Genomic DNA, 15,721 nt, shown 5'->3' with positions numbered 1-15,721 from the left:
TAGGAGCGAGCTTGCTCGCGATGACGGTTTAACTGCCTACGAATACCGCAACGCATCCGCCGGCTGGATCTTCGATGCGCGCCAGGCTGGATACACAGTCGCCAGAAAGCTCAGAACAAAACCTGCGCTGCAGATCAGTGCGACATCGAAGCCTTGCAGTTCGGACGGCAGGTTGCTGACGAAATACACATCGGAACTGAAAATGTGCTGGCCAGTGACCCGCTCCAGCCAACCCACCAACTCGCTCACATTCAGCGCCGCGATTACACCAAGAATGCCGCCGATCACGGTGCCGACGATCCCGATCACCGTGCCCTGAACCATGAAAATCGCCATGATCTGCCGAGGTGTCGCGCCGATGGTGCGCAGGATTGCAATGTCCGCGCCTTTGTCATTCACCACCATGATCAAGGTCGCAATGATGTTGAACGCAGCCACGGCGACGATCATCAACAACAGCAGACCGATCATGGTTTTTTCCATCTTCATCGCGCTGAACAGGCTGCCCTGGGTGTGGGTCCAGTCATCGGCCTTGAAGTTGGCGCCCAAGCCCGCAGCGATATCAGCCGACACCTGCGGTGCGGCATACAGATCTTTCACCGCCAAACGCACGCTTTGCACCTGATTCGGCTCCCAATGCTGTATTTGAGCGGCATCGGCGACATGAATCAATGCCATGGAACCATCCAGCTCGGCGCCGACCTTGAACACACCGACCACATTCAGACGCTGCATGCGCGGGGTAATGCCCCCCGGTGCGGAACTGATTTCCGGGACAATCAGAGTCAGTTTGTCGCCAACGTTCAAACGAAAGCGGCGTGCGGTGATTTCACCGAGCACCACCCCAAACTCACCCGGCTTGAGGGCATCCAGACGGCCCTGCACGATGTGCTGGGCGACGATAGAGACCTTGCCTTCCTGAGCCGGGTCGACGCCGCTGATCTGGATCGGCTGCATCAAACCCTTGTAGGACAGCATGCCTTCCATCTCGGTGAACGGCACCGCAGCCGTCACTTCAGGATTTTTCATGGCAGCAGCCGCTACCGGCTGCCAATCATCGATCGGGTTGACACCGACGATGGTCGCGTGGGGCACCATGCCGAGGATGCGCGAGCTCATTTCGCGCTGAAAACCGTTCATCACCGACAGCACTACGATCATCGCCAACACACCGAGGGCGAGGCCGATCATCGAGGTCATCGAGATAAACGAAACGAAGCGATTGCGGCGCTTGGCGCGGGTATAGCGCGTGCCGATAAAGATCGATAACGGTCTGAACATTCGCGGGGCACCGTAGAAAAAATAAAGGACCCGGCACCCGGCTAATCATCGCCGGGCACCGTGCTCTGCCGAATCAAATGGCGGACAGATTGCCTTCTTGCAAATGCAATACACGATCCATCTGCCGGGCCAGGTTCATGTCGTGGGTCACCACCAGGAACGCCGTACGCATCGAGGTGCTGAGCTCCAGCATCAAGTCCTGAATGCCTTGTGCAGTGTGCGAATCGAGGTTACCGGTCGGCTCGTCGAGCATCACCAGGCCTGGGTTGTTGACCAGCGCACGAGCGATGGCGACACGCTGGCGCTCGCCACCGGACAACTCCGCCGGTTTGTGCTCCAGGCGATGGCCCAACCCGACGCGCTCCAGCAAGGCCGTGGCACGCTGACGGGCCTCCGGGATCGCCGTGCGGCCGATCAACAGCGGCATGCAGACGTTTTCCAGCGCGGTGAATTCGGGCAGCAAATGGTGGAACTGATAAACGAAACCCAGCGAACGGTTGCGCAGCAGACCGCGGGCCTTTTCGTTGAGGGCCGAAAGCTCTTCACCGGCCAGCCAGACGCTACCTTCAGTCGGCGTATCGAGGCCACCCAGCAGGTTGAGCAAGGTACTTTTGCCCGAACCGGAAGTCCCGACAATCGCCACGCGCTCACCCGGATGCAACTCCAGTTGCAAGCCGGACAACACCACCACCGACTCCGGGCCTTCCTCGTAGGACTTGCCCAGGTTGCGGCAGCTCAAGATTGCTTTTTCACTCATGCCCAACTCACTCATAACGTAGCGCCTCCGCAGGCTGGGTGCGCGCGGCACGCCAGGCTGGATACAGGGTGGCGAGGAAACTCAGAACCAACGCGGCGGCGCAGACCATCAACACGTCTTCGGCCATCAGTTGCGACGGCAGGTAGTCGATGAAGTAAACGTCGGCGTTAAGGAATTTATGCCCGATCAGCCCTTCCAGACCGGAGATCGCGGCACTGACATTCAACGCGGCGAACATTCCGACCACGGCACCGATCAGCGTACCGACCACACCGATCACCGTGCCCTGGACCATGAAGATCGCCATGATCTGCCCCGGAGTGGAGCCGAGGGTGCGCAGAATCGCAATGTCGCCTTTCTTGTCATTCACCACCATCACCAGCGTGGAAATGATGTTGAAGGCAGCAACGGCGACGATCAGCAGCAACAGCAGGCCGATCATGGCTTTTTCCATGCGGATGGCCTGATACAGGTTGCCGTGGGTGCGGGTCCAGTCACGGGCGTAGTAATGGTTCTCGCCGAGCTGCTGGGCAATGTCCCACGCGGTGCGCGGCGCCTGGAACAGGTCGTCGAACTTCAAGCGCAGGCCCTGTACCTGATCCGGCTTCCAGCGATGCAGGCGCGCCAGATCGTCGAGGTTGGTAACGCCCAGGTAGCCGTCCAGCTCACCGGCGCCGACATGGAAGATGCCGACCACCGTGAAGCGTTTCATGCGCGGGAACATCCCGGCTGGCGTGACGGTCACTTCCGGGGCAACGAAGGTCAGCTTGTCGCCGATACCCGCGCCGAGCTTGGCTGCCGCCTTGTCACCGATGACGATGCCGAAGCTGCCAGGCGACAGGTCGTCCAGCTTGCCCTGCTGCATGAAGTTATCGATGATCGAGACTTGCCGCTCTTGGGCCGGGTCGATGCCATTGAGCAATACTTTCTGCACCTTGCCGTTGTTGGTCAGCAACCCCTGCATCTGGGTGAACGGCGCAACCGCCAGCACCTGCGGGTTCTGCTTGACCTTGGCGGCCAGGCTTTGCCAGTCGCTGATGGGCTCACCGGATTCGATGGTCGCGTGGGGCACCATGCCCAACACGCGGGTGCGCATCTCATGATCGAAGCCGTTCATCACCGATAACACGACGATCATCACGACTACGCCGAGGGCGAGTCCGATCATCGAGGTCAGGGAAATGAATGACACAAAATGATTGCGGCGTTTTGCACGGGTATAACGCGTGCCAATAAATACGAAGAGAGGTCTGAACATGTCGGGGCTTGTTCGGAGGAAAGAGGAACGTCCTTGTGGCGGGGGTCGATAACCAGCTTTACACTCAGACCACCGCCGCTACCATGGGTTCGCCATGTCGACATTAGATGAAGAAGATCGCCGCGAATACTACCGTATCGAGGACACGATCGCACTGGAAATTCGGCCCCTGTCTGCCTCCGAAGCCGCAGGCCAGGAAGTGTTGCAGGATGCGTCACCATTATTCAATTTGCTCAGCGAGCTGCACCTGAGCGAATTCGAGTCGCAACACCTGCTCAGGCAGATCAGCGAACGCGATCGAACCATGGCCAGCTACCTGAAGGTGCTGAACAAGCGTGTCGACCTGCTCGGCCAAGTCGTGGCGCAAACCGTGGTCGGCCATTTCGAGGAGCCACGGCGTGTGGTGCTGTCGGAAGGCGGCATCGAGTTCGAGCACCACCTCGCCTACCCGGCCGGCAGCCATCTGGCAATCAAACTCTTGCTGATGCCGCAAGCCTTGGGCCTGCTGTTGCGGGCCAAGGTCACTCACTGTGAGCCGGAAAGCTTTGGCACTTTCGAAATCGGCACCGAATTCGAATCCCTGACCGATGCACAACGCCAATTGCTGGCCCGCTATATCTTGCAGAAACAGGCGCAAGAACGACGCCTGGCACGCGAACAGAATGAATCGTCAGGCAATTAATTAAGGAAGAACCGTGACCCTTATCTACGGCCACCGCGGCGCCAAAGGCGAAGCACCGGAAAACACCCTGACCAGCTTTCAGCAATGCCTCAAGCACGGGGTTCGTCGCTGCGAGCTGGACCTGCATTTGTCCATGGACGGCGAGTTGATGGTGATTCACGACCCGACACTCAAGCGCACCACCGACCGACGCGGCAAAGTGGTCGAGCATTCGGCCGCCAACCTGGTGACCTACGACGCGCGCAAGGGCGGCCCGGGGTGGATCAAACCGTGCCCGATCCCGCGCCTGGAAGAGCTGTTCGAGAAATGCGACTTCGAGCATTGGCAGCTGGAAGTCAAAAGCGCTTCGCGAACCCGTGCAGTAACCACCGTGCTAGCCATTCGCGAGATGGCTCAGCGTTTCGGACTACTGGACAAGGTCACCATCACTTCGAGCTCGAGGGAAGTACTGAAAGCCGCGCTGGAACTGACACCCGACGTGTCACGTGGGCTGGTAGCCGAATATGCCTGGCTCGACCCACTGAAGGTCGCACAGAGTTATGGCTGTGAGATTCTGGCGTTGAACTGGACGCTGTGCACGCCCGAGCGTCTGGAGAAAGCCCAGCGCCAAGGTCTGCATGTGTCGGTATGGACAGTCAACGAACCCGCGCTGATGCGCAGGCTCGCCGACTTCGGCGTAGATAGCCTGATTACAGACTTTCCCGGTTTGGCCAGCGCCACTCTCGAGAATTGCTGAAATCGGTCTCCCCGGCCGGCTCAGGCCACCGGCCGGAGCCGCTTAAAAAAGCCGGTTGAGGCCGTCGTAAGCCGCGACCCGATAGGCTTCGGCCATGGTCGGGTAGTTGAACGTGGTGTTGACGAAGTACTTGAGACTGTTGGCCTCACCCTTCTGGTTCATGATCGCCTGTCCGATGTGGACGATCTCGGAAGCTTGATAGCCGAAACAGTGAACCCCGAGGATCTCCAGGGTTTCGCGGTGGAACAGGATCTTGAGCATGCCCTGGGGCTCACCGGCGATCTGCGCACGTGCCATGCTCTTGAAGAACGCCTTGCCGACTTCATAAGGCACTTTGGCCTGGGTCAACTCTTGCTCGTTCTTGCCAATCGAGCTGATCTCCGGAATGGTGTAGATACCGGTCGGCACGTCGTTGACGAAGCGCCAGCTGCCATTATCGACAATGCTGCCGGCTGCCGAACGCCCCTGGTCATGGGCGGCACTGGCCAGGCTCGGCCAGCCGATCACGTCGCCAGCAGCGTAGATGTTCGACACACCGGTGCGATAACTCTCGTTGACTTCGATCTGGCCACGGTTGTTGACCTTGACCCCGATGTTTTCCAGACCCAGCTGATCGGTGTTGCCGGTACGACCGTTGCACCAGAGCAAGGCATCGGCCTTGATCTTCTTGCCGGATTTGAGGTGCAGGATCACACCATTGTCCACGCCTTCGACCCGATCGTAATCTTCGTTGTGGCGAACAGTGATGTTGTTGTTACTGAAGTGGTAGCTCAGCGCCTGGGAAATCTCGGAGTCCAGGAAGCTCAGCAACTGGCCGCGGTTATCCACCAGCTCTACCAGCACACCCAGACCACTGAAAATCGATGCGTATTCGCAACCGATGACGCCAGCGCCGTAAACGATGAGTTTACGCGGTGTGTGGCCCAGACTCAGGATGGTGTCGCTATCGTAGATACGCGGGTGGTGGAAATCGATGTCGGCCGGGCGATAGGGACGCGACCCGGTGGCAATGATGATCTGCTTGGCCACCAGTTTCTCGACCACACCATTGGCGCATACCACTTCGACAGTCTGCTCATCGGCGAAGCTGCCGGTGCCGAAGAACAGGTCAACCCGATTGCGCGCGTAGTAGCCGGTGCGCGAAGCAACCTGCTTGGAGATCACTTTTTCCGCACTCTTGAGTACGTCAGGGAAAGAGAACCAGCGTGGCTCACCAATGGCCCGGAACATCGGGTTGGTGTTGAACTGCATGATCTGCCGTACCGAGTGACGCAAGGCCTTGGACGGGATAGTCCCCAGGTGGGTGCAGTTGCCGCCTACCTGACGACGGCTATCGACCATCGCCACCTTGCGCCCTGCTTTGGCGGCGTTCATTGCCGCACCTTCTCCAGCAGGGCCGGAACCCAGCACCACCACGTCGTAGTTGTAGACAGCCATGCGTACTCCTCAGAACAGGCCGAGACACCACTCTGGCGTCTCCGGCTAAATCATGTCGCGGCCGGCGGCATGAAGGAACAATTTGGGTCAGTTACGAATCCGGATACAGTCTATAGAAGCGTCAACGCCGCGCACATTAACCCTTGGTCGCGTCGTAGGCTACTTTTGCCTGCACTACAGCGCCAGTCGCACGCGTAGATAACGCCGCAATTACCGGGTTTTCTCGGCACTCATACGATCAAAAGCCTGACGGGTTCGTGTGACGAAGCCTGTATCGGTACGGATCACAAAAAATGCGCCGATGTCGTGTTTTTCTGCGTACTCCCAGCCGCGCTCTGGACCAAGAGTCAGCAGCAGCGTCGATAAGCCATCGGCCATTAACGTCGAAGGATGAATCACCGTGACCGACGCCAGGGTATGGGTGATCGGTGCGCCGGTTCGGGCATCGAAGGTGTGGGAATAGCGCCGCCCACCCTGCTCGAAGTAATTACGGTAGTCGCCCGAGGTAGAAACACCAAAACCGTCCACCGCGATCACCCGTTCAGCCACTTGTTGATCGTCCCGAGGCTCTTCCAGAGCAATCCGCCAAGGCGAGCCGTCGAGTTTTTTACCGACAGCCTTGAGTTCGCCTGTCGCTTCAGCAAGGTAGCTGTCGATGCCCATTGCTGTCAGCTTCACCACGATCTGGTCCACGGTATAACCCGCGGCGATGCTGTTGAAGTCGACCTCGACCGCAGCGTCCTTGCACAACTGGTCACCTTCGATTCGCAAATGAGCATGGCCTACCCGCTGCCGGACCTGAGCCAGCGCCTCAGCACTGGGGACTTTCTCCTCACGGGCTTGCGGGCCGAAACCCCATAGGTTCAGCAACGGCTCCACTGTCAGATCATACGAACCGTCGCTGTCGATCGAGAGCTGTTCGCCGACACGGACCAACTGCAGTATCGAGGCAGGCATAGGCTGGCAACTGTTCGCCGGCAAATCGTTGAAGCGCTCGATGTTCGAGTCACTGCGGTAGGTCGACATCTGCCGATCCACCTCGGCCAGAATCAGCTCGACCTGCTTCTGCACCTCGACCGGCCCGGGGATACCCGGATGGCGGATGTATTTGATCGAGTAAGTGCTGCCCATGGTCGGGCCACCAAAGCTTTCCATGGAATCGCCGTTACCGCAGCCCGATAAGGCGCCGACAAGCACCACGAAAACGCCCAATCGCCGGTTCAACAATTCGCGTACCCCCCAAAGAACTCCCTGACAGAACGCCAAGGCCAGCCATTATGCGACAAATGCCCCGACTTACACCGCCCCCCTGTAGGAGCCGGGCTTGCCCGCGATCGCGTTTTACCTGACGCACCGCCATCGCGGGCAAGCCCGGCTCCTACAGGTTTTAATTCGCTCAGGTCCGGGATTTGAACTAGCTAATGGCTAAAACGTTTAAGCAGCATGCTAACTATTGGTTGCCTACCGTTCTTGTTACACATATCTTTACAAAACTGTTCGCGGCACCGGCATAGACCAGACCCGGCAGTGAGGATGTTTCAAGACCAGGGATTTCAAACAAGACAGCCAAAGTGAGTAAGATTAAATGTCCTCGACTACGGGCAAAGGCAAAGCGATATTTCGCGTTGTCAGCGGCAACTTCCTAGAAATGTTCGACTTCATGGTCTACGGCTTCTATGCCACGGCCATCGCCAAAACCTTTTTCCCTGCCGACAGCGCTTTCGCTTCCTTGATGTTGTCGCTGGCCACCTTCGGTGCCGGCTTCCTGATGCGCCCACTGGGTGCAATCTTTCTCGGCGCCTACATTGACCGTCATGGTCGTCGCAAAGGTTTGATCATCACCCTCGCGCTGATGGCTGCCGGCACTGTGCTGATTGCCTGTGTACCGGGTTACGCCACTCTTGGCGTCGCCGCTCCACTGATCGTGCTGTTCGGTCGGCTGCTGCAAGGTTTCTCGGCGGGAGTGGAGTTGGGCGGTGTGTCGGTGTATCTGGCGGAAATCGCCACCCCGGGTCGCAAGGGCTTTTTTGTCAGTTGGCAATCCGCTAGCCAACAGGCAGCCGTGGTCTTCGCCGGCCTGCTTGGCGTGGGCCTGAACCACTGGCTGAGCCCGGAACAAATGGGTGATTGGGGCTGGCGCGTGCCGTTCCTGATCGGCTGCATGATCGTGCCGGTCATCTTCGTGATTCGCCGTTCGCTGGAAGAAACTCCGGAATTCCAGGCCCGCAAACATCGCCCGACCCTGAAGGACATTGTTCGCTCGATCAGTCAGAACTTTGGGCTGGTGCTGGGTGGTATGGCGCTGGTAGTGATGACCACTGTGTCGTTCTACCTGATCACCGCCTACACCCCGACCTTCGGCAAAGCCGAGCTGAATCTGTCAGACCTGGACGCGCTGCTGGTCACGGTCTGCATCGGCCTGTCGAACTTCTTCTGGCTGCCGGTCATGGGTGCAGTGTCTGACAAGGTTGGCCGCAAGCCATTGCTGCTGGCGGCAACCATTCTGGCACTGTTGACCGCTTACCCGGCGCTGTCCTGGCTGGTAGCCAACCCGAGCTTCAGCCATCTGCTGATCGTCGAGTTGTGGCTGTCATTCCTGTATGGCTCGTACAACGGCGCCATGGTGGTAGCCCTGACCGAAATCATGCCGGTTGAAGTGCGGACCACAGGCTTCTCCCTGGCCTATAGCCTGGCGACTGCGACCTTCGGCGGCTTCACTCCGGCGGCCTGTACTTACCTGATCCACGTACTGGACAACAAGGCTGCACCGGGCATCTGGCTCAGCGGCGCGGCGGTGCTTGGCCTGATCGCAACGCTGGTGCTGTTCCGTGGCAACCGGCATGAGTTGCGGACTGCGCAAGCAGCTGTAGTCGGCGGCACCCGCTAGATCGAATTCGCGAGCAAGCCCGCTCCCACATTAGGTTTGTGGTGTGCTCACTGTATTGTGAACACCACCGAACCTGTGGGAGCGGGCTTGCTCGCGAAGAGGCCGGCGAAAACACCACAATTCATCGGTTCGCCATTTTCACAGACTGACTCCACCCCCCGCCCAGCGCCTTGTACAAGTCCACCTGATTGATCTCCCGCGCCAGCTCCATCTGCGCCAGCTTCTGCTGTGCGTCGAACAACGAACGCTGCGCGTCCATCGTCGAAAAGTAGCTGTCCATCCCCGCCTCGAAACGCAATCGGGATTGTCGGTAGGCTGCTTGATAATCCGCCACCAGACGCTTCTGATAGTCAACCTGGGTGAGCATCTCCTGGCGGGCGTTGAGGGCATTGGCGGCTTCGCGGAAAGCGTTCTGCACCGTGGCTTCATACGCCGCCGTCTGCCCGTTGAACCGCGCATGGCTGGCGTCCACCTGCGCCTTTCGCGCACCGCCGTCGATCAGGGTCAACGACCCCGCCAGAGCCACCGACCAGAACTCGGCCGGCGCACTCAACAATCGCGAAAAGTCACCGGTCAGGCCGCCCACCGCCGACGTCAGCGAAAAGGTCGGGAAATAAGCGCTGCGGGCTGCGCCGATGTCCGCATTGGTAGCTCGCAACAAGGCTTCGGCGGCCATGATGTCGGGCCGCCGCGCAATCAGTGACGACGGCAACCCGGCGGGCACATCGGCGGTTGCCAACTGCTCACCCAGCACGCCAGTGGGCAACAACCCAACCGGCACCGGCTGCCCGACCAACACCTGCAGCGCATTCATGTCCTGCGCCACCTGCATGCGGTACGTGTTGATCTGAACCGCCGCCGTGTTGGTCTGCGCATCCGCCTGGTGAACATCGATTTGAGCACTGGAGCCCAGGTTGTAGCTCTTGCGCAACAACTCACCGTAGTGGTCCTGGGACTTGTAGGTGTTTTGTGCGAGGTCGAGCAGATTCTGATTGGCCTTGAGGCTAAGCCAGGTGCTGGCCACTTCACCGATCAACGCCAGGCGAGCCGTTTGATAGTCCGCCTCGGTCGCCTCGAAGCGTGCGCCTGCGGCGTTTCGCTGACTGCGGATGCGCCCGAACAGGTCCAACTCGTAAGACGTGAAGCCACCGCCGGCCTGAAAGGTGTTGGCCGTGCTGCCTGAACTGACGCCGCCTCCCTGCGTCCTGACCTGTGACGGAAACTTGCTGCGGCCGGCGTAGGTGTTGAGTCCGATGGAAGGAAACAGCCCGGATTCGGCACCGGCGTACCCTGCCCTCGCCTCCTCGACGCCCGCCTCGAACTGACGCAGGCTGCGATTGTTCTTCAAGGACAGGTCGATCAACTGGCGCAGTCGGTCATCGAGCACGAAGCCGTGCCAATCCTTGTCGAACGCCTGCTTGGCGCTGCAACAGTCACTGGCCGAACTGGCTGGCCATTGCTGATCGATCGGCGCCTCCGGTTTCTCGTATTTGGGTTCCAGAGAACAACCGCCGAGCAATAACAGCGACATGAAACATGAGGTGGATAAGCGTCTGTTCATGAGGCGCACCTACAAACGTTGGCCGAGCAAGGCTCGTAACGGAGTGAGAAGGAAAGCCCAAAGACCTGAGCGGGTGGTGCTGATTTGCGGCAGTGGTTGCTGACGCGAACGGAGGCTGATCGGGCGTAATCCAGGCAGTGAGCTGTAGGACGGCGCCTTGGCCGGTCGCCGCGAACGCGGTGCCGTGCGCTTTTCGCCGAGCAACGAGCGCCGCAACAAGGTGCCGAAAGCCAAGCCTGGCTCAGCCTTGCCGACCACGTTGATCGGCGCCTCACTGAACAGCCGCGCGATCAGCCGGCGCCGAAGCGTTTCGTCAAGATCGATGAACTTCAAGCCCAAACGGTCCTCGCCGTGATGGCGCATGACCTCAATATCCAGCCAGCCGAGCTTATTGATCCACACCTGCCCCCGCAGCCCGGGCTTGATCAATGACGCAACGGCACAGGAAATGGAGGCGCCACTCAGCGAAATATCCACCAGTTGGCACGCCAGGGTTTTGCCGGCGAAGCGCAACCCACTGGGTTTATCGAAAGGAAAGCGCTCTTCGCCGTGCAAGCGCGGCCGGTCAACACACGCCACCAGGGTGGCCAGGTTGTAGATCAGCGCGACCACCGTCCAGCACAGGTTGAACAGCATATTGCCGTCGAACGCAGCCGCGTTGCTGATGGTGATGTAAGCGCCTATTTGCGAGAACAGTGTCAGCGCAAAAAAGAACCCGAACAACTTCCAGTGGACCGTTGTGCGTGAACGATCCAGGCCCTTTGCCGTGACCTTGAAGGGTCGCCCGAACGGCCGGACCATGGCGCTGATGATCGTCGCCGTCACCGCCAGTGAGGCGACGATTTGGGTGACTTCGGTAAAAATCGGCAAGGTACGCCGATCAGTGACCCACGTCCCGTAGCCCCAGAATGCAATCAACGCCGGCATGCCGAAGGCCATGAAATCCGCCGGATGGGCGTAGAACCCGGCAATACCGAAATACCAATACAACACCGGCGACACCAGCATCATCAGGATGAATGGTTTGGAGAACCAGTGCATCAAGCCATGCACGAAGTGCAACCGTTCATTGAGTGAGTAGCCACTACCGCGCAAGGGACCCTCCTTGAGCAGCGCGACCTGGATCGTCCCCAGGCACCAGCGCCCACGCTGATTGATGTACTCGGTCAACCCCTCGGCGGACAAACCGATCGACAGTCGCTCATTCAACCAGCGGGTGACGTAGCCTTTTTGCTGCAGACGGCAGCTGGTGTAGATGTCTTCGCAGACCGAGCCCGTCGGAAAGCCACCCATTTCAGTGATCAAATCACGCCGCACGACAAACGAAGTGCCCACGCAAAACGCGGTATCCCAACCATCCTTGGCCGGCTGGTAGACGTCGAAGAACACTCGCTGCTCATCGACCCAGCAGTTGGATGAACCGAGGTTGTGCTGAATCGGATCGGGGTTGTAGTAGAACTGCGGCGTCTGCACCAGGCCGACCTTGGGATCTTCGAACAATCCCAGGGTGCGCATCAGGATCGGCTGCTGCGGGGCGAAGTCGGCGTCGAGCACCAGTATGTACGGCGCATTGCTGCTGGCCGCCGACAGACGCAGGCCGTTGTTCAGGTTACCGGCCTTGGCGTGGGAATTGTCGGGACGTCGGGCGTATTGCACACCGACCTCGGCGCAATAGTCGCGCAACCAGTCGCGGCGGGTATCGTCGAGCACCCAGATGGTCACGTTGGGGTAGTCGATCGCCTGGGCGGCGATGATGGTTTTTTCCAGGATCTCTAGGCCTTCGTTGTAGGTGGCGATAAACACATCCACCGCCGGCACCGAGCGGCCCTGGGCACGCAAGCGTTGCTCCCCGGCATCGGCACTGGCGTGGTGATCCGAGCGACAGAGCAGGACGATGATCGAAAATAGCGTGTAGCCGATCGCCAGCATTTCGAAAAACAGGAACGCGTAAGCCCAGACCGAGGCAAACCCGGCGTGTCCATCGGGCAAGGTGTCGCGAATCCGCCAGGCCACGTAATTGATCAACAACAGCGCGGTCAAAGCTCCGAAACCGGCACGTGCCATCCATTGATCACGGTGCGTCAGGCAGGTGAACAGAATCACCGCGACCACGGTCCAGAAATTGATTTGCACAAGTTGCAGCGAGTCCAGTGCCTGCATGTCAGTCAGCCTCTTGAAAACCAGTAAAGGGGTTGATGCCGGTAGCAGCGATCGCGGCCCATGCTGTAGCGCCCAAGTGAGGCAAGTGGTAATAGAAAAAGTCGTTGGTTGTTGAGTCCGGGCCGATCGCCAACCCGGTACTGATACGCGGTGCGGGTGTTGCAAACAGCCAGCCATTACCGGCCTGTTGGGCCAGCAACACATTCCACAGCGGCTGCGCCTTTTCCTTCATACCGCTCAAGCTCGCCACGGCGGCGGTTTGCGCGGTGCCCTCGGTCCATAAACCGTCCGGGTCGCGGTTGAAGCCATACCCGGCACCCGAGCGGTGCGCCTGATCGATAAACGTGAAGACACGCCGCCAGTCCGCAGGAGGATCACTCAAGGCGATCAAGGGCCAGATCTGCGCGTCCAGTCCTGAACGCTGGCGATCCGAGGTTCGTCCATCCTTCCCGGTGCCAATCAGAAAGCGCCCTTCCCCGGCGTCCCACTGACTCGATACGAATTGCCGGGCAATCTGCGCCTGGTGCGCCGAGCCCGGGTCGGGCGCAACCGTGTTGAGTGCCGACCAGGCCGCTGCAAGGTCGACGTTATGTTCGGTGGACTTCCAGGTCTGCTGGATCTGCTTGGGGAAATACCCGTAGTAACCGCCGCTGAAACCCGCGGGGGCCTGTCCGTCATAAGTGTTTTTTCCGGACCACTGCAACACCCTGCGAGCGGCCTCCAGGTAGGAGGAGTCACCGCTCTGGCGCAACGCCTCCAACAACGCCAACGCGGCCCAGGCCTGATTGCCGGTGGCACTGCTGACCTGATAGGCGTCCTGATTCCAGGCATTGCGCTCGAGACTCCAATAACCCGGCAGGCGCATCGACGACGAACCCACCGGGCCCGCCGCATAGGCGTTGCGCAAGCGTCCATCCTGATATTCCGGGTCGTGGGTCGTGGCGAAGGCCAGCGCATCGGCAATCCGTCGCGCCGACTCGGCTTTACCACAGGCAAACAAGGCAATGCTGGCCAAGGCGTTGTCGTAGGTGAACGCAACCCCACGCAACGCCTGGATTGGCGCCGGCTGACCGTCCAGCGGCGGGTAACTGGCCAGCAACACCGGCCCCGCCGCTTGCGATTGCACCGCGTGATCCAGCGCTGCACACGTCATCGCCGCCAGCTGCGGCCTGGCCGGCGTCGCCAGCGCAGATCCGCCGCTGCTCATCAGCATCAAACCAATCAGACCCGGCAGCCACGGCCATTGCACAACGTTGCGCGGACTCATCAGTGAGACACCTCGGCGCTGGCCCACAGCCCTGGATTGCAGGTCATGGCGCGCTGGCTGTCGGTGAGGTCATCGGCAAAAGTACCGACAACGTACACCGAGTTCTGCTCGGCATACGGGAAAGGAACGCTGTAGCTGTTAGGGCGAATATCCTTAGTGCTGGATAACAACTGCACGACATTGGCCTTGAGCGGTTCGTCCAGGCCATGGATTCTCACCGTCAGGACACTGTCGTGATCAATCTTGCTGGCCATGCGTTCGGGAAACACTGCGACGACATAGCTTTCTTTACAGTTGGTGGCGCGCAGCAAGGTCGACCCGGCTTGCACCACCGTCCCTTGGGGCGCCAACAGCTCTTGAACCGTGCCGGACGAATACGCCGTGACCTCATAGCCAGCCGTCAACTTGACCCGATTCTGTTCGGTTTCGATCAGGTGGTTGAGATTGTCGAGTTCGCGTTGATAGGTCTCGCGATTGCGGGCTTGATTTTCCAGGCTCAGTTTCAGAGTGGTTATCTGCGCATCGAGGTCGAACATGCGCAACTGATCAGGGTCAAGGTAGACCTGCTTATTGGCGGCATTGACATCACTGTCATTGATTCGCAGCTGTGAACGGACAGACTCTGCCGAGCCTTGTAACGAAGCCAACTTGGCTTTCGAGGAGGCGACGACCGCGCCACTGACCGCCCCTTGAGTGAACAACTCGAGGTTGCGATCGAGGGTTTCCTGTGCGTCCGTCAAGCGGGCGCTGGCGGCACTGCTCTCGGCCTTCAGCGCACGTTGTGCATAGAGCTGACGGGTATGAAACGCCGATTGATAGCGCTGACTGGTCTTCTCCAGCTCGTCGTAATACTGCTGGTCGTGCTCGGCCTGGCTGGCCGATGACGATAGTTCCTGCTCCAGGGTCAAACGCCGGGTTTGCAGGGTCAGCAACGTCTCCTGGTTAGCCCGCGGGTTTTCAACCACCGCAATTTTCTGGCCTTGGGTAAAGGTCGAGCCGGGTTTAACCTCAAGCGAATTCACCACCCCCTCGATGGGTGTCGTCAGCAGAATGACTGGCGCATTCAAAATTGCCCGTGTCGCCGATGTCGACACCAGCGGCATCAGCAACGTCGAGAGCAACAGCCAGATGATAAATACCAGGACACCCAAGCCCACCAGACGCGGCAACAGGGACCATGAAAAAAACCTTGAGCGTTCTTCTGCCATGTTTAATTCTCTCAATAAGCCATGAATACACGGCTATATGTCAGCACTGCGCAGCCGTCATGCCCGATTAGAACGCAACCGCAAAACACATTAAGCAGGATCAACGAAAGCGGATCATCAACTCCCCGGACAGCAACAAAGCCAGCACGGTTTATTTAGATTCAGTGTGATGTGAGCAGGAATAAGTTCCCTGTTTTTTTGGAGTATTAGTTGCCATCATGACGCACATTAAAACGTCACCATCTTTAAAATAGCACTGCCAAAGTTGTGCCAAAGTTGTGAAATCACCGTGAATACTTGCCCGGCAATACAGGCAATTTGCTGCCACCCAACCCCGGCCGGTGCCGGCGCTGCCAGGGGGAGACACTAATTTCAGCACCCATCGCTGTCAAGCATCGAAGCATTCAATAAAATGGCGTCAATTATTGAACACAGCCTGTATTGGATCCACATAAAGCAAGTAACAACACCCTCCCATTGCAACCGC

General features: G+C 59.1%; 12 protein-coding genes. 3 read left to right on the top strand and 9 right to left on the bottom strand.

Features of this window, described 5'->3' with window-relative positions:
• Window positions 1-36 precede the first annotated feature (36 nt).
• The 3 genes from ACZYSM_RS23935 to ACZYSM_RS23925 form a co-directional block, all read right to left on the bottom strand.
• A complete protein-coding gene (locus tag ACZYSM_RS23935; RefSeq protein ID WP_489075271.1) occupies window positions 37-1,281 on the bottom strand; it encodes a lipoprotein-releasing ABC transporter permease subunit in 1,245 nt (414 codons plus the stop codon).
• A gap of 73 nt (window positions 1,282-1,354) precedes the next feature.
• On the bottom strand, window positions 1,355-2,038 hold the full coding sequence (lolD, locus tag ACZYSM_RS23930) for a lipoprotein-releasing ABC transporter ATP-binding protein LolD (RefSeq protein WP_489075269.1): 684 nt from the start codon (window positions 2,036-2,038) through the stop codon (window positions 1,355-1,357).
• A 7-nt stretch (window positions 2,039-2,045) separates the two neighbouring features.
• Entirely contained in the window at window positions 2,046-3,296 is a 1,251-nt protein-coding gene (locus ACZYSM_RS23925) for a lipoprotein-releasing ABC transporter permease subunit (RefSeq protein WP_489075267.1), read from the bottom strand.
• A gap of 94 nt (window positions 3,297-3,390) precedes the next feature.
• Here ACZYSM_RS23925 and ACZYSM_RS23920 point away from each other — a divergent pair, with 94 nt between their 5' ends.
• The gene (locus ACZYSM_RS23920; RefSeq protein ID WP_489075265.1) at window positions 3,391-3,978 is read left to right on the top strand and encodes a PilZ domain-containing protein; all 588 of its coding nucleotides are present in this window, start codon (window positions 3,391-3,393) and stop codon (window positions 3,976-3,978) included.
• A gap of 13 nt (window positions 3,979-3,991) precedes the next feature.
• Complete coding sequence (locus tag ACZYSM_RS23915; RefSeq protein WP_489075263.1) at window positions 3,992-4,714, top strand: glycerophosphodiester phosphodiesterase; 723 nt, start codon at window positions 3,992-3,994, stop codon at window positions 4,712-4,714.
• A gap of 42 nt (window positions 4,715-4,756) precedes the next feature.
• On the opposite strand, the gene sthA is transcribed toward ACZYSM_RS23915, so the two are convergent.
• Both sthA and ACZYSM_RS23905 read right to left on the bottom strand, forming a co-directional pair.
• Entirely contained in the window at window positions 4,757-6,151 is a 1,395-nt protein-coding gene (gene sthA / locus ACZYSM_RS23910; RefSeq protein ID WP_489075261.1) for a Si-specific NAD(P)(+) transhydrogenase, read from the bottom strand.
• Between the two features lie 210 nt (window positions 6,152-6,361).
• A complete protein-coding gene (locus ACZYSM_RS23905) occupies window positions 6,362-7,306 on the bottom strand; it encodes an FAD:protein FMN transferase (protein ID WP_489075259.1) in 945 nt (314 codons plus the stop codon).
• 430 nt (window positions 7,307-7,736) lie between these two features.
• Here ACZYSM_RS23905 and ACZYSM_RS23900 point away from each other — a divergent pair, with 430 nt between their 5' ends.
• On the top strand, window positions 7,737-9,038 hold the full coding sequence (locus ACZYSM_RS23900; protein WP_489075257.1) for an MFS transporter: 1,302 nt from the start codon (window positions 7,737-7,739) through the stop codon (window positions 9,036-9,038).
• A 121-nt stretch (window positions 9,039-9,159) separates the two neighbouring features.
• Here the strand turns inward: ACZYSM_RS23900 and ACZYSM_RS23895 are convergent, their stop codons facing one another.
• The 4 genes from ACZYSM_RS23895 to ACZYSM_RS23880 are packed head-to-tail and all read right to left on the bottom strand — an operon-like array spanning window position 9,160 to window position 15,234.
• The gene (locus ACZYSM_RS23895) at window positions 9,160-10,599 is read right to left on the bottom strand and encodes an efflux transporter outer membrane subunit (protein WP_489075255.1); all 1,440 of its coding nucleotides are present in this window, start codon (window positions 10,597-10,599) and stop codon (window positions 9,160-9,162) included.
• A 9-nt stretch (window positions 10,600-10,608) separates the two neighbouring features.
• The gene (locus ACZYSM_RS23890) at window positions 10,609-12,759 is read right to left on the bottom strand and encodes a glycosyltransferase family 2 protein (protein ID WP_489075252.1); all 2,151 of its coding nucleotides are present in this window, start codon (window positions 12,757-12,759) and stop codon (window positions 10,609-10,611) included.
• A 1-nt stretch (window position 12,760) separates the two neighbouring features.
• Complete coding sequence (locus ACZYSM_RS23885; RefSeq protein ID WP_489075250.1) at window positions 12,761-14,026, bottom strand: hypothetical protein; 1,266 nt, start codon at window positions 14,024-14,026, stop codon at window positions 12,761-12,763.
• A complete protein-coding gene (locus ACZYSM_RS23880) occupies window positions 14,026-15,234 on the bottom strand; it encodes an HlyD family secretion protein (RefSeq protein WP_489075248.1) in 1,209 nt (402 codons plus the stop codon). Before ACZYSM_RS23880 ends, ACZYSM_RS23885 begins: the two co-directional genes overlap by 1 nt.
• Window positions 15,235-15,721 lie beyond the last annotated feature (487 nt).

The organism is Pseudomonas sp. F220 (assembly GCF_057813935.1).
Note: the sequence above shows the minus strand (reverse complement) of the source record. Positions and strands in the feature narration are given on the sequence as shown.